Raw genomic sequence first — 17,100 nt, forward strand, 5'->3', positions numbered from 1 at the left:
ATGTCACATTTAAAACTCATAAACCTAAAAATGAAATATCTAGGGTCTTCATTCGAATTGGAAATTCCAGACCTTCAAATAGAAAAGCGTGAATTTTTTGGTCTTATAGGAGAATCAGGGTGTGGAAAAACGACCCTCCTTAGAACCATAGGAGGGCTTCAATCTCTCGATGAAGGACACATCCTTATTGGCGACAGAGAAATAACACATTTGAAACCAGAAGAAAGAAATATGTCTATGGTTTTTCAGGAACCTCTCCTGTTTGCTCATATGACTGTTCTTGATAATGTGGCCTTTCCTCTTAAAATCAAGGGTGTTTCTAAGGGAAAGCGGTATATTCGTGCAAAAGAATATCTAGAAAAGGTCGGTTTAAAAGGCTATGAGGATAGATATCCCGTTCAATTAAGCGGTGGTCAACAGCAAAGGGTTTCTATTGCAAGAGCCCTTGTCCACGAACCTGAAATTATCCTTATGGATGAACCTTTTAGCGCCTTAGACCCGGAACTGAGGGATGAAATGCGAAGGCTCGTTAAATCCCTGCAAACATCACTTGACTTAACTGTGATATTTGTAACCCACCAACTCGATGAGGCCGCCCTACTTTTTGACCGTGTAGCAATGATTTCTAAGGGACAAATCGTCCAGCAGGGACGACCCTCGGACATTTATAAGGCCCCTAAAACAATTGAAGTGGCTCAGTTTTTCGGATTTAAAAATATCTACCCAGGCCATATAACCAATCAGTGCTTCCAAGTTGATAATGAAAATCTTGTTTTTTCCAGCCCTCCAGGTGGGGCCCACTGTGTTCTTGTCCCTAACCACGCCATAAGTCGGACGAAACCCACATACCAGTCAGTGGCTTTTCAAGGCACCGTTGCTGAGAAAAACTTTGTTCACGGCTTGATTCATTTTTCAATTGATTTACAAAACCACACACTCCACTACTTTGAAAGTATGAACTCTGATGACCCCTTCAATGTTGGACAAATCATAGACCTCTATATTACAGAGAGCAAACTTGTGTATTTTGTAAATTAATATAATAGTAAACATCATAAAAGCCCACGAAACTGGTGTGAAGCATCAGTTTTGTGGGCTTTTTATTTAAAGTCTTATAGATTTCCGACCAAGAACCAATTATAGAAAAAACTGTCTAGAGCGACTTTTCCATTAGATAAGCCTTACCAAAATTTTCATCATCTTCAAGAGTGAGATGCTGGTATCCCATTTTTTCATAAAATATCTTTGCTGTTAAGCTGGCACTTAGATGTAGTTTTTTAATCCCAGATCCTTTTGCATATTTTTCCGCTTCCATGAGAAGTTTTTTCCCATAGCCCCCTTTTTGTACTGTGGCATCCACAAAAAGAGCCTGAATTTCGGTATCCTTTAAAGCTATGGTTCCTATTAATTTATCCCCCTTATAAGGCTTTACAATCCATGTTGTTTTATCTTCAAACTTGTCTTCAATTGACTTTATAGAATAGTAAGAACACATGAAATCGATGACCTTGTCAGGATAATCCTCGCTATTAGATTGGCGCAAGACTGATTGTATCAAACTTTCTATTTGTGGTATATCACTCAAGCTTGCTCGCTTTATATAGGTGTCGTCTTTTCTAATCGCAAACACATCCATCAAACCATTTGGGGAATATGTGTCCTCAATGGTCTGAACAAAGTCAAACCCTATCTCACTGAGAAAGTCTATTGATGCTTGATTGTAATGACTTGTATAAGCCTCAATCCAGTCTAAGTCTGTGATATTGAATGCAAACTCCAACACAGCCTGCAGAGCTTCTTTCATATAGCCTTTGCGTCTATGTTTTGGAAATATTCCATACCCGAGTTCAGCCTTTTTTTCCGTCTCGTTGTAGTTCCATACTGAGACAGTTCCAATAATGTTCTTTGAGGATTTTTCAACAATTCCCCAAATCATCCATCGCCCTTGTTCAACCCCTTTGTTCATCCGCTGGATGTATGAAGCGGCCTCACTTACTTCTTTATATACAGGCATGTCTACATGTACAAAATTCTCTTTGTTTGACTGGTAATCAAACAGTGCTTGTGCATCATCCTCGTTTAATTTTCTAAGATATAACCTTGCTGTTTCAATCTGTGGAAATTCATCAAATTTTGTTTTCATAAATACGCCCCCTCTCTCTAATCATATCATGTAAGAGCGTCAAAACACATAAAAATAAGGGGTGTTCTATGAACAACCCCTCACCTGTATTCCGTTTCAATTAAAGCCTATTTTTTAAGCTTATTTTGTCTCGTTTGCTTGTGCTTTTTCAGATGGCTTTTTAAAACCAAGATGCTTCATGATCTTTGATGCTCTTTCCTTTGTGTCACCAGAAGCCACTGTGTATGTGATGTTTTCAGACTCAAGGAATGTAAGAATGGCCTTGTCTACAGCTTTTGCCAACTCTTCATCTTGCCATCTAACACCGTCTTGCTCATAGCCAAACTCTCTTGGCAGATAAATGATTTCATCGTAGCGCGCAATATCTTCAAGGGCTAGAATATACAGGTCCTTAAGGATCTCGATTTCTTTTTGCGTACGCTTTCTGTCCCCTAGCATAAACCTACCATAAATATAGGGTACAAATGTTGCATAGTCCGTAAGGGCATAGTCGAACTCACTTAACTTATCTTCAAGTCTCTTTTGACCCAGATAAATGCCATACTGTTCAGAGATAGATTCAATCATACCCTTGTCTCTCAAATAGTCTGTTGAATACTCAAAGGCATAACCAACATTCAATCCCATAATTTTCATGTCTACGTAAAGTTGCTGGATCAGAGTCGTTTTACCGCATCGTGGTCCACCAAGCACTGCAATACGAGTTGTCATTGTTTTCACTCCATCATTATATATTTTCAAAAGTCTCCATAATACTTATGCATAAATTTTACACGATTCATACAATATCATTTAAAAGGATTTAAAAAACAATGTCGCATTCATTATTTTATACTGTCCCTATATGAAATACAGGGGGAAATCTTTTTATATGGCATTGTACGAACACAGGTGCTGAAGACCTTTTATCGACAAAGTTTAGTATAATATTCTCAAACAAAAATTGCAATAAAAAAGCCCGATTAAATTTAATCGGACTTTTAACGTTCGTGTCAATCCGAACATTCTACTAAGTTATCCACATTTTCTATCCACAATACCTGTCTAGACTTTTTATTGGTAGCTTATCGACAAATTTCTTCGATAATGGCCTTGGTCATCTCATTGGTTGAAAGAGCATGGGTTTTATCGGTGACGATATCTATGGTTCCTAGACCCTTATCAAGAACGGATGCCACTGCTTGTTCAATGTCATTTGCCATTTTGTCTTCTTGTCCTGTAAAGCGAAGGAGCATGGCTAATGAAAGTATGGCTGCTAAGGGATTGGCCTTGCCCTGTCCTGCAATTTCTGGTGCTGATCCATGCACAGGTTCATATAAGCCAATTCGATCTGCCCCAAGGCTGGCTGATGGTAGGAGTCCAATTGATCCTGTAATGGCCCCTGCCTCATCTGACAAAATATCACCAAACATATTTGCTGTAAGAATCACATCAAATTGAGATGGGTTGATAATAAGCTGCATGGCTGCGTTATCGACATACATATGGTTGACTGTAACCTCAGGATAGTCCTTTGCCATCTGGTCTACCACCTGACGCCACATCCTTGAGCTTCTAAGGACATTGGCCTTGTCAACACTTGTTAGTATCCCCCTTCGTGCCTTTGCCGCTTCAAAGGCTATGGTGGCCACACGTTCAACTTCCTGGTGTGAATATGCTTTTTCATCAAAAGCCATTTTCACACCCGCTCTCATCTTCTCCCCTTTGTCACCAAAATAAATACCGCCAGTCAGCTCTCGTACGATATGAATGTCGATCCCCTCGCTGACTATATCTTGCTTGAGAGGGGATGCACCACTTAAGGCTCCATATATTTTAGCCGGACGTATATTGGCAAATGTCTGAAGTTCTTTTCTAAGCTGAAGAAGCCCGGTTTCAGGTCTTATTTCTGGTGCCACATGATCCCATTTCGGTCCGCCAACAGCACCGAGCAGTACCGCATCACACGACTGGCAAAGTTGGGTGGTCTCTGTTGGCAAAGGGACACCTGACTTGTCAATCGCCACGCCACCAATATCACCATACTTAAATGCTATAGACTTTTTATACTTATTCGAAACAGCTTGAGCCACACTAACAGCCGCTCGAGTCACCTCTGGTCCAATACCGTCACCCGGTAATACTGCAATCTGCATATTTATATCCCCCTTGCCTTCAACCGATTCAATAAGCCGCCTTTTTCAACCATGTCCACCATAAACGTCGGAAGAGGTTGAGCCTCATATTTTTTTCCAGTCGTCAGGTTTTCTATCTTTCCCGCCTTGATATCGACTTTAATGCTCTGACCGGCTTCTGATTCCTCTACAGCTTGTGGACAAATCATTATTGGCATACCGATATTAAATGCATTTCTGAAAAATATCCTTGCAAATGATTTAGCGATAACACAGGCCACACCAGCTGTTTTTATAGCTAGGGGCGCATGTTCTCTGGATGAACCACAACCGAAGTTTTCACCCGCAAGTATCACATCGCCCTGTTCAACAGCTTGAGCAAAAGAAGCGTCAATGTCTTCCATACAGTGCATGGCCAGCGCCTGTGCAGACGATGTGTTCAAATACCTTGCTGGTATAATTACATCTGTGTCAATGTGATCTCCATATTTAAAAACCTTGCCCATTATTTGACCTCCCTTGGATGTGTGATTTTACCTGTGGTTGCACTTGCCGCTGCCACAACCGGACTCGCCAAGTAGACTTCAGATTCTGGGTGACCCATCCTGCCAACAAAATTTCTATTTGTCGTGGCCACAGCCCGTTCCCCTTTAGCAAGGATACCCATATGCCCCCCTAGACATGGACCACAGGTTGGTGTGCTCACTACAGCCCCCGCCTCTATGAAGGTCTTAATATAGCCCTCTTCAATGGCCTGGAGGTAAATCTTTTGAGTGCCGGGAATGATGATTGTCCTGACGCCTTTTTTAACAGGGGCCTTCCTAAATATCTGTGCTGCTGCGCGCAAGTCTTCAATTCTACCATTGGTACAAGACCCTATAACCACCTGATCTATCTCAATATCTGGCATATCGTCAAAAGTTCTAGCGTTGGACGGTAAATGAGGAAAGGCGACCACTGGTTCTATCTTTGACAAGTCAACTGTAATGACCTCATCATAAACAGCATCAGAATCGGCTTTAACAATCTTTGATTCCCGTTTGCCACGCCCCTTGACATAGGCACAAGTGGTCTCATCCACATCAAATATACCGTTTTTCGCACCGGCTTCAATTGCCATATTGGCCATAGCAAAGCGGTCGTCCATACTTAAATGCTTTAAGCCTTCACCACAAAACTCCATGGATTTATACCGAGCACCGTCCACGCCTATTTTACCTATAATATGAAGTATAACGTCCTTACCACTCACATAGGCTTGCAAGCTGCCTACCAAGTCAAATTTGATGGCCTCTGGCACGCGAAACCAAGTTTTGCCTGAAGCCATGCCTGCCGCCATATCCGTTGATCCTACCCCTGTTGAAAAAGCGCCAAGGGCTCCATATGTACAGGTATGACTGTCAGCACCAATAACAGCATCTCCAGGGACAACCAGCCCCTGTTCTGGCAAAAGGCAATGTTCAATTCCCATCTGGCCCACTTCAAAATAGTTTTCAATTTTTTGATCTTTAACAAACGCTCTAACCATTTGACACTGCTGGGCAGTTTTAATATCTTTATTGGGTGTAAAATGGTCTGGTACAATTACAATTTTCTTCTGGTCATATACAGAAGTGAGTCCATGCTTATTCGGTTCATCTATCGCCACTGGTGTTGTTATATCATTGCCCAGAACAACATCCAGTTCAATCTCCACATATTGTCCTGCTTCAACCGATTTAAGCCCGGCTTTTTTCGCCAATATTTTCTGTGTCATAGTCATTCCCATTTGTAGACTCTCCCTTCTTTTTGCTGATCATTTGGTTTATGGCATCAATAAATGCTTCTATACTGGATTCCAAAATATCTGTGCTTAAACCTCGCCCTCTATATTTTTCGTTTTCCAGTTCAACCACTACAAAAGCCTCTCCCTGTGCGTCTTCCCCCTCTGTGACAGCATGAAGTTGATAGTCGATAAGCCTGGCCTCGAGACCGAGAATGCTTTCAATAGCCGAATAGGCCGCATCCACTGGTCCATCGCCCTTGGATGCTTCTTCCACCTGTTCCCCTTGTTTGATCACCCTAACAAGAGCTGTGGATGTCATACCTAACCCTTGACTGATCATAAACGAATCCAGTTTAATGTGATCTGGATCAGGTTCTCTATCTCCAATAATCAAGGCTTCAATATCTCTGTCATAAATGGTTTTTTTGGCATCAGCCAAGGCCTTGAATTTTTTGAATAAATCGTCGGTCTTGTCCTTGTCAAATTCATATCCGAGCGTTTGGAGTCTGTCTATGAAGGCATGTCTTCCTGAATGCTTTCCAAGGACCATTTTCGTTTCATTGAGACCCACTGACTCGGGTGTCATAATTTCATAGGTGGAGCGATTGGCCAACATACCGTGCTGATGTATGCCAGACTCATGAGCAAAGGCATTGGCCCCAACAATGGCCTTGTTAGGCTGTACATATACACCTGTAATACTCGATAACAATTGACTGGACCTTGTGATCTCTTCCGTTTTGATCCCTGTCTCAACTCCAATTTGGTCCTTTCGAGTGTGAAGAGCCATGACAATTTCTTCAAGTGCTGCATTTCCAGCCCTTTCTCCTATGCCATTGACAGTACATTCAAGCTGGGTTACCCCCACATCCACGGCAGCCAGTGTGTTGGCAACCGCAAGCCCGAGATCGTTGTGGCAGTGCACTGACCACTCAGCCCTATGATCGTATTTCATTTGACTACGAATTTTCTTGATAAAGTCAGCAAATTCATTTGGCACAGCATAGCCCACTGTATCAGGAACATTTATAACAGTAGCTCCAGCCTGAATCACCGCATCAAATATTTTTGACAAGAACTCAGGATCACTTCGCGTCCCATCTTCGGCTGAAAACTCAATGTCAAAGCATTTTGACTTCGCAAATTTTACAGCTTCGACAGCTTGTCTGACAACGGCATCTGGAGCCATTTTCAACTTGTGTTCCATGTGAATGTCACTCGTTGCAATGAATGTGTGTATTCTTGGGTTTTGCGAGTGTCGAACAGCTTCATATGCCCTTTCAATATCATTTGGAAGGGCCCTTGCTAAACTGGCCACAGTGGTGTTTTTTACGCTTTGCGCTATGGCTTTAACAGACTCAAAATCTCCCTCAGAGGCGATGGCAAATCCGGCTTCAATAACATCTACGCCCATTCGTTCCAGTTGCTTTGCCATTTGTATTTTCTCATTGAGTCTCATGCTACATCCCGGCGACTGCTCTCCATCTCTTAATGTTGTATCAAATATTTTTATTTGCTTTGTCATGTTTATTTCACCCTTCCTTGGCCTTGTGACGACGACCAGTATACAGTATTATATTTTGATTATTCTGACTTTTGCTTTTGTAAGTTTCCCTGTAGTGGTTATAAACAGCCAAGACGTCCGGACAGTCTCGCTATTTAGTGCTCCTTTTGACATTTCTTATAACTATGTCGCAATCCATCATACATGCTAAAAAATTGCATTAAAAAAACCTCGCCTTAATAATTATTAAGGACGAGGTTTCAAATTCCCGCGGTACCACCTTAAGTTACCTGTGCATTTACAGGTCTCTCAATACACTCCATCTAGAAAGTGCAGGCCGATAATGAGGCCAATCATACCCCCTTACTTTTGTTTCGGGGGGTCTGCTCAGGAATGAGTAGATTGATGCATGTTCGTCCGGTTCTCACCAACCACCGGCTCTCTGAACTCAACAATTGCAACGATCGCGTTCCGTCAAAGCTTTTCGTTTCTTATTTGTTTCGTGATGTTGAAAGTAATAATAGCAAAGTCTAGTCACACCGTCAACACTATTTATTAAAAAATATTAAAATTTTGAAATTAGAGAGTTTTTCTTGATATATACTAATTTTTTTGTAATTCAAATTGTATCTCTTTTTGTACAATTTCTTATTGACGATTGTATTTTTATTCTGCTACAATGGGTGTTAAAATATTCAAAATTTAAAGAAAACAAGTATGATCATCATACGAAAGGAGGAAGTGATAACATGCAAGCTGCAAATTATATTGTAAAGGCTTTAGAAGACAGCGGCGTTGATACCATCTTTGGCTATCCTGGCGGTGCAGTTCTTCCCCTTTATGAGGCACTGAGAAAATCAAAGATTAAACACTACTTATCAAGTCATGAACAATGCGCGACCCACAGTGCTAGCGGATATGCCCGAGCCACAGGAAAGACAGGTGTCTGTCTTGTCACATCGGGTCCAGGTGCAACCAATGCCATCACCGGCATTGCCACTGCATATGCTGACTCTATCCCCCTTGTTGTCATTTCCGGTCAAGTGCCAACTTACGCCATCGGCAAGGACGTTTTTCAAGAAGCTGATATAATCGGAGCATCTGAACCCTTTACTAAGCACAACCACTTGGTTCAAGACGCAAATGAACTGCCTGAAGTGATTCGGCGTGCTTTTCACATCGCTGGAACAGGTCGGCCTGGACCCGTTCTTATTGATATTCCATCAGACATACAAAAGAACATGATTTCCAGCTCGGCCATGTCTCTTGGAGACCTTAACATCCCCGGTTATAAACCAGTCACATATGGCCATCCAAAACAGATCAAAAAGGCCTTACATGTGCTTCAAACAAGTCGCAAACCTCTTATAGTTGTTGGTGGCGGAATAATGAGAGCCGATGCCTGTGAAAGTCTTTTAAGCTTTGTTGAAAAATCAGGTATACCCGTTGCCCATACAATGATGGGCAAAGGCGCTATAGCTGAAGACCACCCCTATGCTCTGGGTATGATTGGTGGCCATGGTCACTCCCGTGCCAGGAAGGCCATAGAGGAAGCGGATGCCATTATGATAATCGGTGCCAGAATCTCCAACAGAGCCGTCATAGGGCTTGATTTAGAACACAAAGACAAGAGTCTCATTCATATTGATGTGGATCCCGCTGAAGTTGGTAAAAACCTCAACACCCATATTCCTGTTGTCGGTGATGCCACTAAAATTTTAGAGGAGATGACAAAACAGCTGGATCAGTCTAAAGCACTCAAGTGGTTCGACCAGATTGAACAGGTCACTTACTCAAAGCAGTACTCAAGTGAGGCTTTCACCCCCATAGAAATTATGGAAATACTGGATGAAAATATATCTGACAACGCCATCATCACAACGGACGTGGGCCAGCATCAAATATGGACAGCCAGACATCTTCCAGTTCGTGGCAGTCGACGTTTCTTCACGTCTGGCGGGCTTGGCACTATGGGATATGGTCTCCCCTGCGCCATAGGCGCAGCTGTTGCAAAAGGGCATAAGCGACAAATTGTCTGTATAACAGGCGATGGCAGTATCCAGATGAACCTATCTGAACTGGGCGTTGCTAAAGGCACCAACCAGCCTATTCTTTTCATACTCTTAAACAACAGCCGACTTGGAATGGTTAGGGAGCTACAGGACAGGGCCTATGGAGCAGATTCGAATTTTGGTGTCCACCTCAATAACAATCCAGATTTCACTTTGATTGCACAGGCATATAACTTAATTGCCCATAAAGTTACTAACACCAATGATTTAAGATCTGCAATTGATGCCTATAACAATAAACCAGAGGCCACTTTAATTGAATGTGTCCTTGAACCGAATCTAAATACAATCTGGGGGTGAGCAAGTGGGATTTGAAAATAAAAAAAGATACTTATCTGTGCTTGTAGAAAATCATTCTGGTGTTCTTTCCAGAATTGCAGGTCTCTTTAGCCGACGTGGTTACAATATTGATAGCCTTTCAGTTGGCACAACAGAGTCACCAAACATCTCACGCATGACTATTGGTGTCACTTGTGACGATAAACTTCTGGAGCAGATTATGAAACAACTTCATAAACTCATACCTGTTTTAAAGGTCAATGAACTCTGTCAAAACTCAGCAATGATGCAGGAACTCGCCCTTATTAAAGTTCGATCCTCTGTTAAAGAGCGACGACAGGTTATGGACCTTGCAGAAATATTCAAGGGACAAATTGTTGATGTTTCAGACACCAGTCTTACACTGTCCATTTTAGGCACCCATGATAAAATCGACGCAGCCATTCATCAACTTCAAACCTATGGCATTAAAGAAATGATACGTACTGGAACAACTGGCCTCCAGCGAGGCTGACGCTTACAAAATTAAAAATCCGCTTCATGACCTATGGCACTTGGTCACGAAACGGATTTTTTTACATTCTATTTTATTACAAAGGCACTTTGCATATTATCAAGGTCTTTTGGCTCTTCAAGAACTGAAACAGCGTCAACCCTTGCAAAGGCAGGTCCAGCCTTTAGAGCCTCTACAAAGATTTCTAGGACGTCCTCTTGCCCTGAAACCATAATTTCAACACGTCCATCCGCCAAATTCCGCACCCATCCTTTTACACCAAGCGACTGGGCTTTTTGAAAGGTAAAATAGCGATACCCGACACCCTGAACCCGTCCCTTTACAGCAATATGATATGTTTTCATATACTAGACCTCCTTGTCATAAAGAAAGCAAACAAATCATTTCCATACAGATACCCTAGATAAACCTCAATCAAGCTAAGACCTATCTAGGGTATACTATTCGACCATATAGCTTTATGAACACTGCCATAAAAGTCGACTATAAGAATTATACATGGAATTTTTTCATGACTTCATCAAGTGATTCTACAGATTGGATGCTGTCATCAATAATTTCTTTAACCTCTTGACTCCTGATCATGACATCTTTTGACATGTCCAGTATTCTGTCCACACCTTCAGCCCCCTGCTTGGATGCTGTGGCAACACTCTGAATGTTATCCGAAATGTTTTCCATTGAACCAGAAAGTTCTTCAGAAATTGCGCTTAACTCTGTCATAATCTCATTGAATGTGTCTGCATCTTGATTGTATTGGTCTCCAATATCATTCAGTTTTTCATAGTCCACTAAAACTTGATTTTCCATAAATGACAGTATTTCTTGTGAATCCTCGATCAATGTTTTGACAGCCAATTTTACACTGTCCACGGTGTCCTGAATATTTGAAACCATGTCCTTTGATTGTTCTGCTAAACTGCCTACTTCATTGGCAACAACAGCAAATCCCCGACCTGCTTCCCCAGCTCTAGCTGCCTCAATAGATGCATTCAATGCCAGCAAGTTTGTCTGCTCAGTGATGCTCAAAATCGAACTCAAAAGCTCATCAATTTTTTGTACCGTATTGGCATGTTCAATGGCCTTTTCTAGGCGATCTTTCATTTCTGAGTATATACCAGCCACTTTTTTACTGGACTGATTGGCATCATCTTTGAGTTCAGTGGCTCTAGTGTTAACATCCGAAGCTCGCATAGCTCCTTCAGTGGCCTTATCTGCAACCTGTTCAATAGCTTGTCGAATTTCTTGAACCGTTTCATTAACATTTTCAGCAGCACGGCTTGTTTGCATGATAACTTGGGCAATTTCCTCTGATGACAAAACGGTCTTATCAGTGCTTTGACTCAGTCTTACCATATCTTGATCCATGTCTTCTGCACCCTTGCTTAATCGACCTGAGATTGTCTTCATGTTGTCAAGAAGACCACGAAGACCTGAAGACACCTCGTTAAAGGCATTTGCAATTTCACCGAGTTCGTCCTTTTGATTCACATCAATGGAATTTCTAAAGTCTAAGTTTTGATACTCGTTGGTACGACTCATAATGCTTTTAAGGGTTTTATTAAGTGGTGCAACAATTAAAAAGACCAGTGCCACAGAGACCAAAATGATGATACAGGATATTATGATCACTTGATTATAAATCGATTTTTGGAGGGCCTTGAGGTCATCAATATAAATACCAGTTCCAATAATAAGCCCCCATTCATCAAAGCCTTTTACATAGGACATTTTAGGTTGTGGATCATCCGAACCTGGTTTGGGCCACCAGTATTCCACCGTGCCTTCACCATTTTGACTCACCACATCATTCATTTCTTTAAAAAATGGCTTCCCCTTCTCATCAACCATACCCAACAGATTCTCTCCTATCAAGTTATCTGCCACAGGGTGCATTTTCATAATGCCATCGTAACCATGAATCCAGTAGTACTCCACTTCGTTGTAGCGCGTATTTTTAACAGCCTCATAAATGAGGTTTAGTGCTTGCTCTTCCGACATTTCACCCGCTTGAACACGGGCATAGTAGCTCTCCATTTGCGTATATGGAACGTCTACTAAATCACTAAGTTTTGAGACTGTCCGCTCCTCGATGATGTTGTTAATTGTTGGAATGATATAAGCCATAATTAGAATAGTAAAAACTGAGATAATGAATAGTGCCAAAAGGAGTATTTTGTTTCTGAGTTTAAGGTTCTTTAAGTTCATTTTGCCCTCCTCATCTTGCCTTATTTTATTTTCATAATTTACTATTCTTTGTATACCCTGCTTATAACTTATTACACTTCCCTTGTTTTTAACGTATCAGCTCTGTACTGACCAACGATTTTAAAGTCTGCTGTCATCCTTCTAAGTTTCTTCATCAGGAATGTTGTTTGAAGGTCCTCAAGTCGTCCTTCTATATCAAGAAAAAATCTATAAGCCCAGTTCTCATTACGAATAGGCCTTGATTCAATATGCGCAATATTATAGTCTCCGTCAGCAATAAGAGCTAATATTCCCGCCAGAGCCCCTGGCTCATGTTTCAGTATAAAGCTTAGAGAAATTTTATCTGACTCAGGTTCAATATCAGCCCAGTCAGATAGTACCAAGAACCGGGTGGCATTGCCCTTTATATCGTGTATGCTTTCTTCCAAAACATTCAGACCGTATATTTTTGCAGCGTAGCGACTGCCTATTGCAGCTTGTCTGTCACATTTCTTTCGGTGGACAATTTCTGCACCATTTGCTGTAGTAGCCGTCACAACATGCTCCACCTCAGGTCTACTTTTTAGGGATTCATAACACTGTTTAAACGCTTGAGGATGGGAATAAATGCACTGAATGCCATCTCTTTCGGCCTCAGGCAAGCCCAGCAAATGATGCTCAATAAGAAGCTTCTTCTCCCCTGTGATCATAAGGTCATATTTTTGAATGAGATCAAAGACTTCTCCAATAGACCCTGTTGATGAATTTTCGATGGGCAGTACAGCGTGCTCAACCTCTTTGTTTTTTAAGGCCTGACAGACCTCTTCAAAGGAACCAAGACCTATTCCATCGTATTTTGATGAAAAAAAAGCGCGACCTGCTTCATCGCTGAAAGTGCCTTCGATTCCTGGGTATCCAATTCTTTTCATATCCGTATCCTCACTCCTTGTATAAGAAGGTTTCATTAACCATTCCCTTTTAACTTGTTGGGTTTAATTCTTTTTATACATCCTAGTTTTTAGCGATTCTATCGGTCTGCATCCTTCGACTTACATCTAAGATACGCTCATATACCGATTCTATTACACCATTATCAGCATGCTTAGAAATTGATTTCAATTTTTCTAATAGCTCTTCTTCACGCTTCTCATCCAAAACATCCATACCATTTTCTTCTTTAATTTTCGCTATCTCTTCTATGACTTCAAATCGCCTTTCCAGGCATTTAACAATAGAAGTGTCTATGGCTGTGATTTCGTTTCTTAACGACACCAAGGGGTCACTGAAAACATTCACTTGTCCACCCAAAGCCTTCACATCTTCAAAAAAGTCTGGATATGATTTTTTTACCGCTTCAGCACCCTTTATGCGCACACCATTAAATGTCTTGATTCCAGCCACGGTAAGTGCCATGACAATACGGTGATCATTCCAACCGTCAACCTTTGCTCCCATTAAGGAAGGCACACCATTTATAACCATACCATCTTGTCTTTCTTCTATATGCGCTCCCATTTTTTTGAGTTCGCTGGTCATGGCTGCTAGTCTATCTGACTCTTTTATACGTAGTCTCTCGGCATTTATTATGGTGGTTGTTCCCTTTGATAAAGCACCTAAAACAGACACTATTGGACCGAGATCTGGACAGTCTTTCAAGTCGATGGTTGTTCCGTGAAGTTCACTAGGATGAACAAGGAGTTTGTTGTCCTGCCACTCAATCACGCCTCCCATATTTTTAACAATATCTATCATGGCCTTATCCCCTTGCTTAGAGTCTTTAGAAAGCCCTTTTATAACGAGGGGGGCTTGACCAAGAAGGCCGGCAGCTATGAAAAAGGCGGCTTGTGAGTAATCACCTTCAACCTCATATGCACAGGCTTTATAACTTTGTGACCCTTTTATGGTGTATCCAGTTTCTGTGCTTTTGACATGTATCCCAAAGGCCTGAAGAACGTCTAATGTGAGATCCACATAGCTTGCAGATTCAAGTTCTCCCTCTACGATAATTTCTGAATCCCCTTCCAGTATTGGCAAGGCCATAAGGAGGCCCGTTATAAACTGTGAACTGATGTTGCCCGGAATCCTAAACTGTCCACTTTTGAGCTGTCCATCCACTTGGAGTGGCAATTCCCCATTATAGTTATAATCAAGGCCTATTTTTTCAAATATTTCAATGTAGGGTGTTATGGGCCGTTCTACGAGACGACCTTTTCCTTCGAAAGCCTTTTGTCCTTTTGAGGCAAGGGCCACAGGGATCATAAATCTTAAAGTTGAGCCTGACTCTCTTGCTTTGATGGTGGCTGAAGATGGCCACCGACCACCTAATCCTTCAACAATAACATCCAGTCCAGACTTAACCACTGTGCTTTTTAGCACTTGACTCTCAACACCAAGTGCCAAGAGACATTCCAACGTTGCTTCAATGTCATCTGCGTTTAGGGCACTCATTATATGGCTGCTTCCATTAGAAAGGCCCGCGGCTATAAGGGCGCGATGGCTCATACTCTTTGACGGTGGAATGGTTATTGTCCCTTTAAACGGCTTTGTGCCCGTTAATATCTCCATTGTTTTCTTCGCCTCCAAATAATCTTTTTTGTCTGGTTTGTTTTAGTAAATCAAATAAATCTTGTTCATCTTCTTTTTGAATAATGTCTATGAAGTCTTCAAGTCCCTTCTGAAATTGACTTAAGGATTTTAATAGTTCGTTTTTATTGGATAGGAATATATCTGTCCACATAACCGGATCAGATCCTGCAATTCGTGTCGTGTCTTGGTATCCTCCACCCGTCTCACTTATATTAATATCCTCATGCAGCAGTTGAACCAGCAAGGATGCCGCAACATGGGGCACATGGCTCGAAACAGATACAATCCGGTCATGGTCTTCAACATCCACCTCTTTGACCACAGCACCTATCTTTTCAACGAGTTGCCTTACAGGCTTTATCCAATCTGCTTGATCGCTTGTCAGGTAAAAAACGTTGTTATTGAACAAATATTCTGAACTATTTTCGCATCCGCATTTCTCACTGCCTGCCATTGGGTGGCCCCCAACGTATTTTGTGTTCTCAGGGAGTATTTTTTTTACCAAATGATTGGGATGACTTTTTACACTGCCAAGATCTGTTAGAAACGTGTTTTTCCAAACATCTTTCGGTATGGTCATCAGTATATTTTCATAGGTTCTTACCGGCGTCGCCAAGACGAGTAGGTCTGATTTTCTCGCAATGTCTTCTAAATCTTTTGCCGGCTCATCGATGCATTTGTGAACCAGGGCATCTGATAAGGCTCTTTCACTCACATCATAACCAATGACTTTTACATACTTTATATTGGCTTTAATGGCCTTTGCAAACGAACCACCCATCAGACCGGTTCCAATGACGCCAATGGTCTTAAAGGGGGTGATAAAGTCGATTTCATCAAGCATTTTGCACCACCTCATGGATCTTTCTCAGTTCTTTTGCCAAGCTTTCAAACTCTTCTGGTCTTAAAGACTGTGGCCCATCACAAAGGGCATTTTCAGGATCGTTATGCACTTCTATCATGAGGCCATCTGCGCCTGCAGCCACTGCTGCTTTTGCCATAGCCGGTACCATCTCCTTGCGCCCAGTTGCATGACTTGGGTCAATGATTACTGGCAAGTGGCTTAGGGTTTTTACAGCCACTATAGCTGAAAGGTCTAGTGTGTTTCTTGTGTAGTTCTCAAAGGTACGAATGCCTCTTTCGCACAGGATAACTTGGTCGTTGCCTTCTGCCATAATGTATTCAGCAGCATTTAACCATTCATCTATGGTTGCTGATAAACCTCTTTTGAGTAGGATGGGCTTATTTGATTGACCCGCTCTCTTGAGCAGGTGGAAGTTTTGCATATTTCTTGCACCAATCTGCAAAATGTCAGCCGTTCTTTCGACTTCATCGAAATCCTCAGTGCTCATAATTTCTGTGATCACAGGAATGTCGTTGTGGACGCCTGCTTTTTTTAAGATTCGAAGACCATCGCCCCCCATGCCTTGAAAACTGTATGGAGATGTTCTAGGCTTGAAGGCTCCGCCTCTGAGGACTTGTCCGCCCGCTTCTTTTATAGATTTTGCCACTGTCATAACCTGGTCTGCGGATTCCACACTACAGGGACCACCAATTAGGGTTAATGTTCCCCCACCGATTTTATGACCTCGAATTTCTATTACTGTATCTTCGTTTTTACACGCTCTGCTTGTCAGTGGGTGTACTGGTTGAATATCTATTGCCATCTTATTGTCCTCCTCATTTGGACTGCACTTTGCTCTTATCTCATTTCACTTTAAAATTCACTCTTAATTATGTTTTAAACTTAAGACCTAAACTTATCTCTTTTTTTTGTATTTAGTGGGTTTTTCTGCAAATTGGCTATAAAAAAAAGGAGTTCCCAATAGGAACTCCTCTGCGCGCTTGTTTATAGCTTTTAACAGACTAACTCAGTTCTCCAGTTGGATTTATATGTGCCCATGATTTTTTTGTATGCGAAATAGCCAGCGCTATA

The 17,100-nt window shown here is 41.7% G+C and carries 15 protein-coding genes and 1 other annotated feature; of the genes, 3 read left to right on the forward strand and 12 right to left on the reverse strand.

Going from position 1 to position 17,100, the window contains the following annotated elements; all coding sequences use genetic code 11:
* Window positions 1-1,038 carry an ABC transporter ATP-binding protein gene (locus tag ACQ4KW_RS13035; RefSeq protein ID WP_430882919.1) on the forward strand — a complete coding sequence of 346 codons (1,038 nt, stop codon included), beginning with the start codon at window positions 1-3 and terminating at the stop codon, window positions 1,036-1,038.
* A gap of 115 nt (window positions 1,039-1,153) precedes the next feature.
* Here ACQ4KW_RS13035 and ACQ4KW_RS13040 read toward each other — a convergent pair whose 3' ends face one another.
* The 6 genes from ACQ4KW_RS13040 to ACQ4KW_RS13065 all read right to left on the reverse strand — a co-directional run bounded on the left by ACQ4KW_RS13040 (window position 1,154) and on the right by ACQ4KW_RS13065 (window position 7,547).
* Window positions 1,154-2,143: a GNAT family N-acetyltransferase gene (locus ACQ4KW_RS13040; RefSeq protein ID WP_430882920.1), complete on the reverse strand. Its 990-nt coding sequence runs from the start codon at window positions 2,141-2,143 to the stop codon at window positions 1,154-1,156.
* 120 nt (window positions 2,144-2,263) lie between these two features.
* Window positions 2,264-2,854: an AAA family ATPase gene (locus tag ACQ4KW_RS13045; RefSeq protein WP_430882921.1), complete on the reverse strand. Its 591-nt coding sequence runs from the start codon at window positions 2,852-2,854 to the stop codon at window positions 2,264-2,266.
* Window positions 2,855-3,207: 353 nt separating this feature from the next.
* Window positions 3,208-4,284 carry a 3-isopropylmalate dehydrogenase gene (gene leuB / locus ACQ4KW_RS13050; protein WP_430886576.1) on the reverse strand — a complete coding sequence of 359 codons (1,077 nt, stop codon included), beginning with the start codon at window positions 4,282-4,284 and terminating at the stop codon, window positions 3,208-3,210.
* Window positions 4,281-4,763 carry a 3-isopropylmalate dehydratase small subunit gene (locus ACQ4KW_RS13055; protein WP_430882922.1) on the reverse strand — a complete coding sequence of 161 codons (483 nt, stop codon included), beginning with the start codon at window positions 4,761-4,763 and terminating at the stop codon, window positions 4,281-4,283. The genes leuB and ACQ4KW_RS13055 overlap by 4 nt, the downstream gene beginning before the upstream one ends.
* The gene (leuC, locus tag ACQ4KW_RS13060) at window positions 4,763-6,025 is read right to left on the reverse strand and encodes a 3-isopropylmalate dehydratase large subunit (protein WP_430882923.1); all 1,263 of its coding nucleotides are present in this window, start codon (window positions 6,023-6,025) and stop codon (window positions 4,763-4,765) included. The genes ACQ4KW_RS13055 and leuC overlap by 1 nt, the downstream gene beginning before the upstream one ends.
* The gene (locus ACQ4KW_RS13065) at window positions 5,976-7,547 is read right to left on the reverse strand and encodes a 2-isopropylmalate synthase (RefSeq protein WP_430882924.1); all 1,572 of its coding nucleotides are present in this window, start codon (window positions 7,545-7,547) and stop codon (window positions 5,976-5,978) included. Before ACQ4KW_RS13065 ends, leuC begins: the two co-directional genes overlap by 50 nt.
* 224 nt (window positions 7,548-7,771) lie before the next feature.
* Window positions 7,772-8,013, reverse strand: a binding site (T-box leader).
* A gap of 262 nt (window positions 8,014-8,275) precedes the next feature.
* Here ACQ4KW_RS13065 and ilvB point away from each other — a divergent pair.
* Both ilvB and ilvN read left to right on the forward strand, forming a co-directional pair.
* Window positions 8,276-9,898 (forward strand): biosynthetic-type acetolactate synthase large subunit, encoded by a 1,623-nt coding sequence (gene ilvB, locus ACQ4KW_RS13070; RefSeq protein ID WP_430882925.1) that lies wholly within the window; start codon window positions 8,276-8,278, stop codon window positions 9,896-9,898.
* Window positions 9,899-9,902: 4 nt separating this feature from the next.
* The gene (gene ilvN, locus ACQ4KW_RS13075) at window positions 9,903-10,391 is read left to right on the forward strand and encodes an acetolactate synthase small subunit (protein WP_430882926.1); all 489 of its coding nucleotides are present in this window, start codon (window positions 9,903-9,905) and stop codon (window positions 10,389-10,391) included.
* A 68-nt stretch (window positions 10,392-10,459) separates the two neighbouring features.
* On the opposite strand, the gene ACQ4KW_RS13080 is transcribed toward ilvN, so the two are convergent.
* From ACQ4KW_RS13080 to aroF, 6 genes are all read right to left on the reverse strand, one after another.
* Entirely contained in the window at window positions 10,460-10,735 is a 276-nt protein-coding gene (locus ACQ4KW_RS13080; RefSeq protein ID WP_430882927.1) for an acylphosphatase, read from the reverse strand.
* 148 nt (window positions 10,736-10,883) lie between these two features.
* Complete coding sequence (locus ACQ4KW_RS13085) at window positions 10,884-12,599, reverse strand: methyl-accepting chemotaxis protein (protein WP_430882928.1); 1,716 nt, start codon at window positions 12,597-12,599, stop codon at window positions 10,884-10,886.
* Between the two features lie 71 nt (window positions 12,600-12,670).
* Complete coding sequence (locus ACQ4KW_RS13090; RefSeq protein WP_430882929.1) at window positions 12,671-13,507, reverse strand: prephenate dehydratase; 837 nt, start codon at window positions 13,505-13,507, stop codon at window positions 12,671-12,673.
* A gap of 82 nt (window positions 13,508-13,589) precedes the next feature.
* On the reverse strand, window positions 13,590-15,143 hold the full coding sequence (aroA, locus tag ACQ4KW_RS13095; protein ID WP_430882930.1) for a 3-phosphoshikimate 1-carboxyvinyltransferase: 1,554 nt from the start codon (window positions 15,141-15,143) through the stop codon (window positions 13,590-13,592).
* Window positions 15,112-16,008: a prephenate dehydrogenase gene (locus ACQ4KW_RS13100; protein WP_430882931.1), complete on the reverse strand. Its 897-nt coding sequence runs from the start codon at window positions 16,006-16,008 to the stop codon at window positions 15,112-15,114. Before ACQ4KW_RS13100 ends, aroA begins: the two co-directional genes overlap by 32 nt.
* Window positions 16,001-16,831 carry a 3-deoxy-7-phosphoheptulonate synthase gene (gene aroF, locus ACQ4KW_RS13105; RefSeq protein ID WP_430882932.1) on the reverse strand — a complete coding sequence of 277 codons (831 nt, stop codon included), beginning with the start codon at window positions 16,829-16,831 and terminating at the stop codon, window positions 16,001-16,003. The genes ACQ4KW_RS13100 and aroF overlap by 8 nt, the downstream gene beginning before the upstream one ends.
* Window positions 16,832-17,100: the final 269 nt, after the last annotated feature.

The organism is Tianxiuia mixotrophica, from assembly GCF_050596425.1.
Classification (GTDB): domain Bacteria; phylum Bacillota; class Clostridia; order Peptostreptococcales; family Acidaminobacteraceae.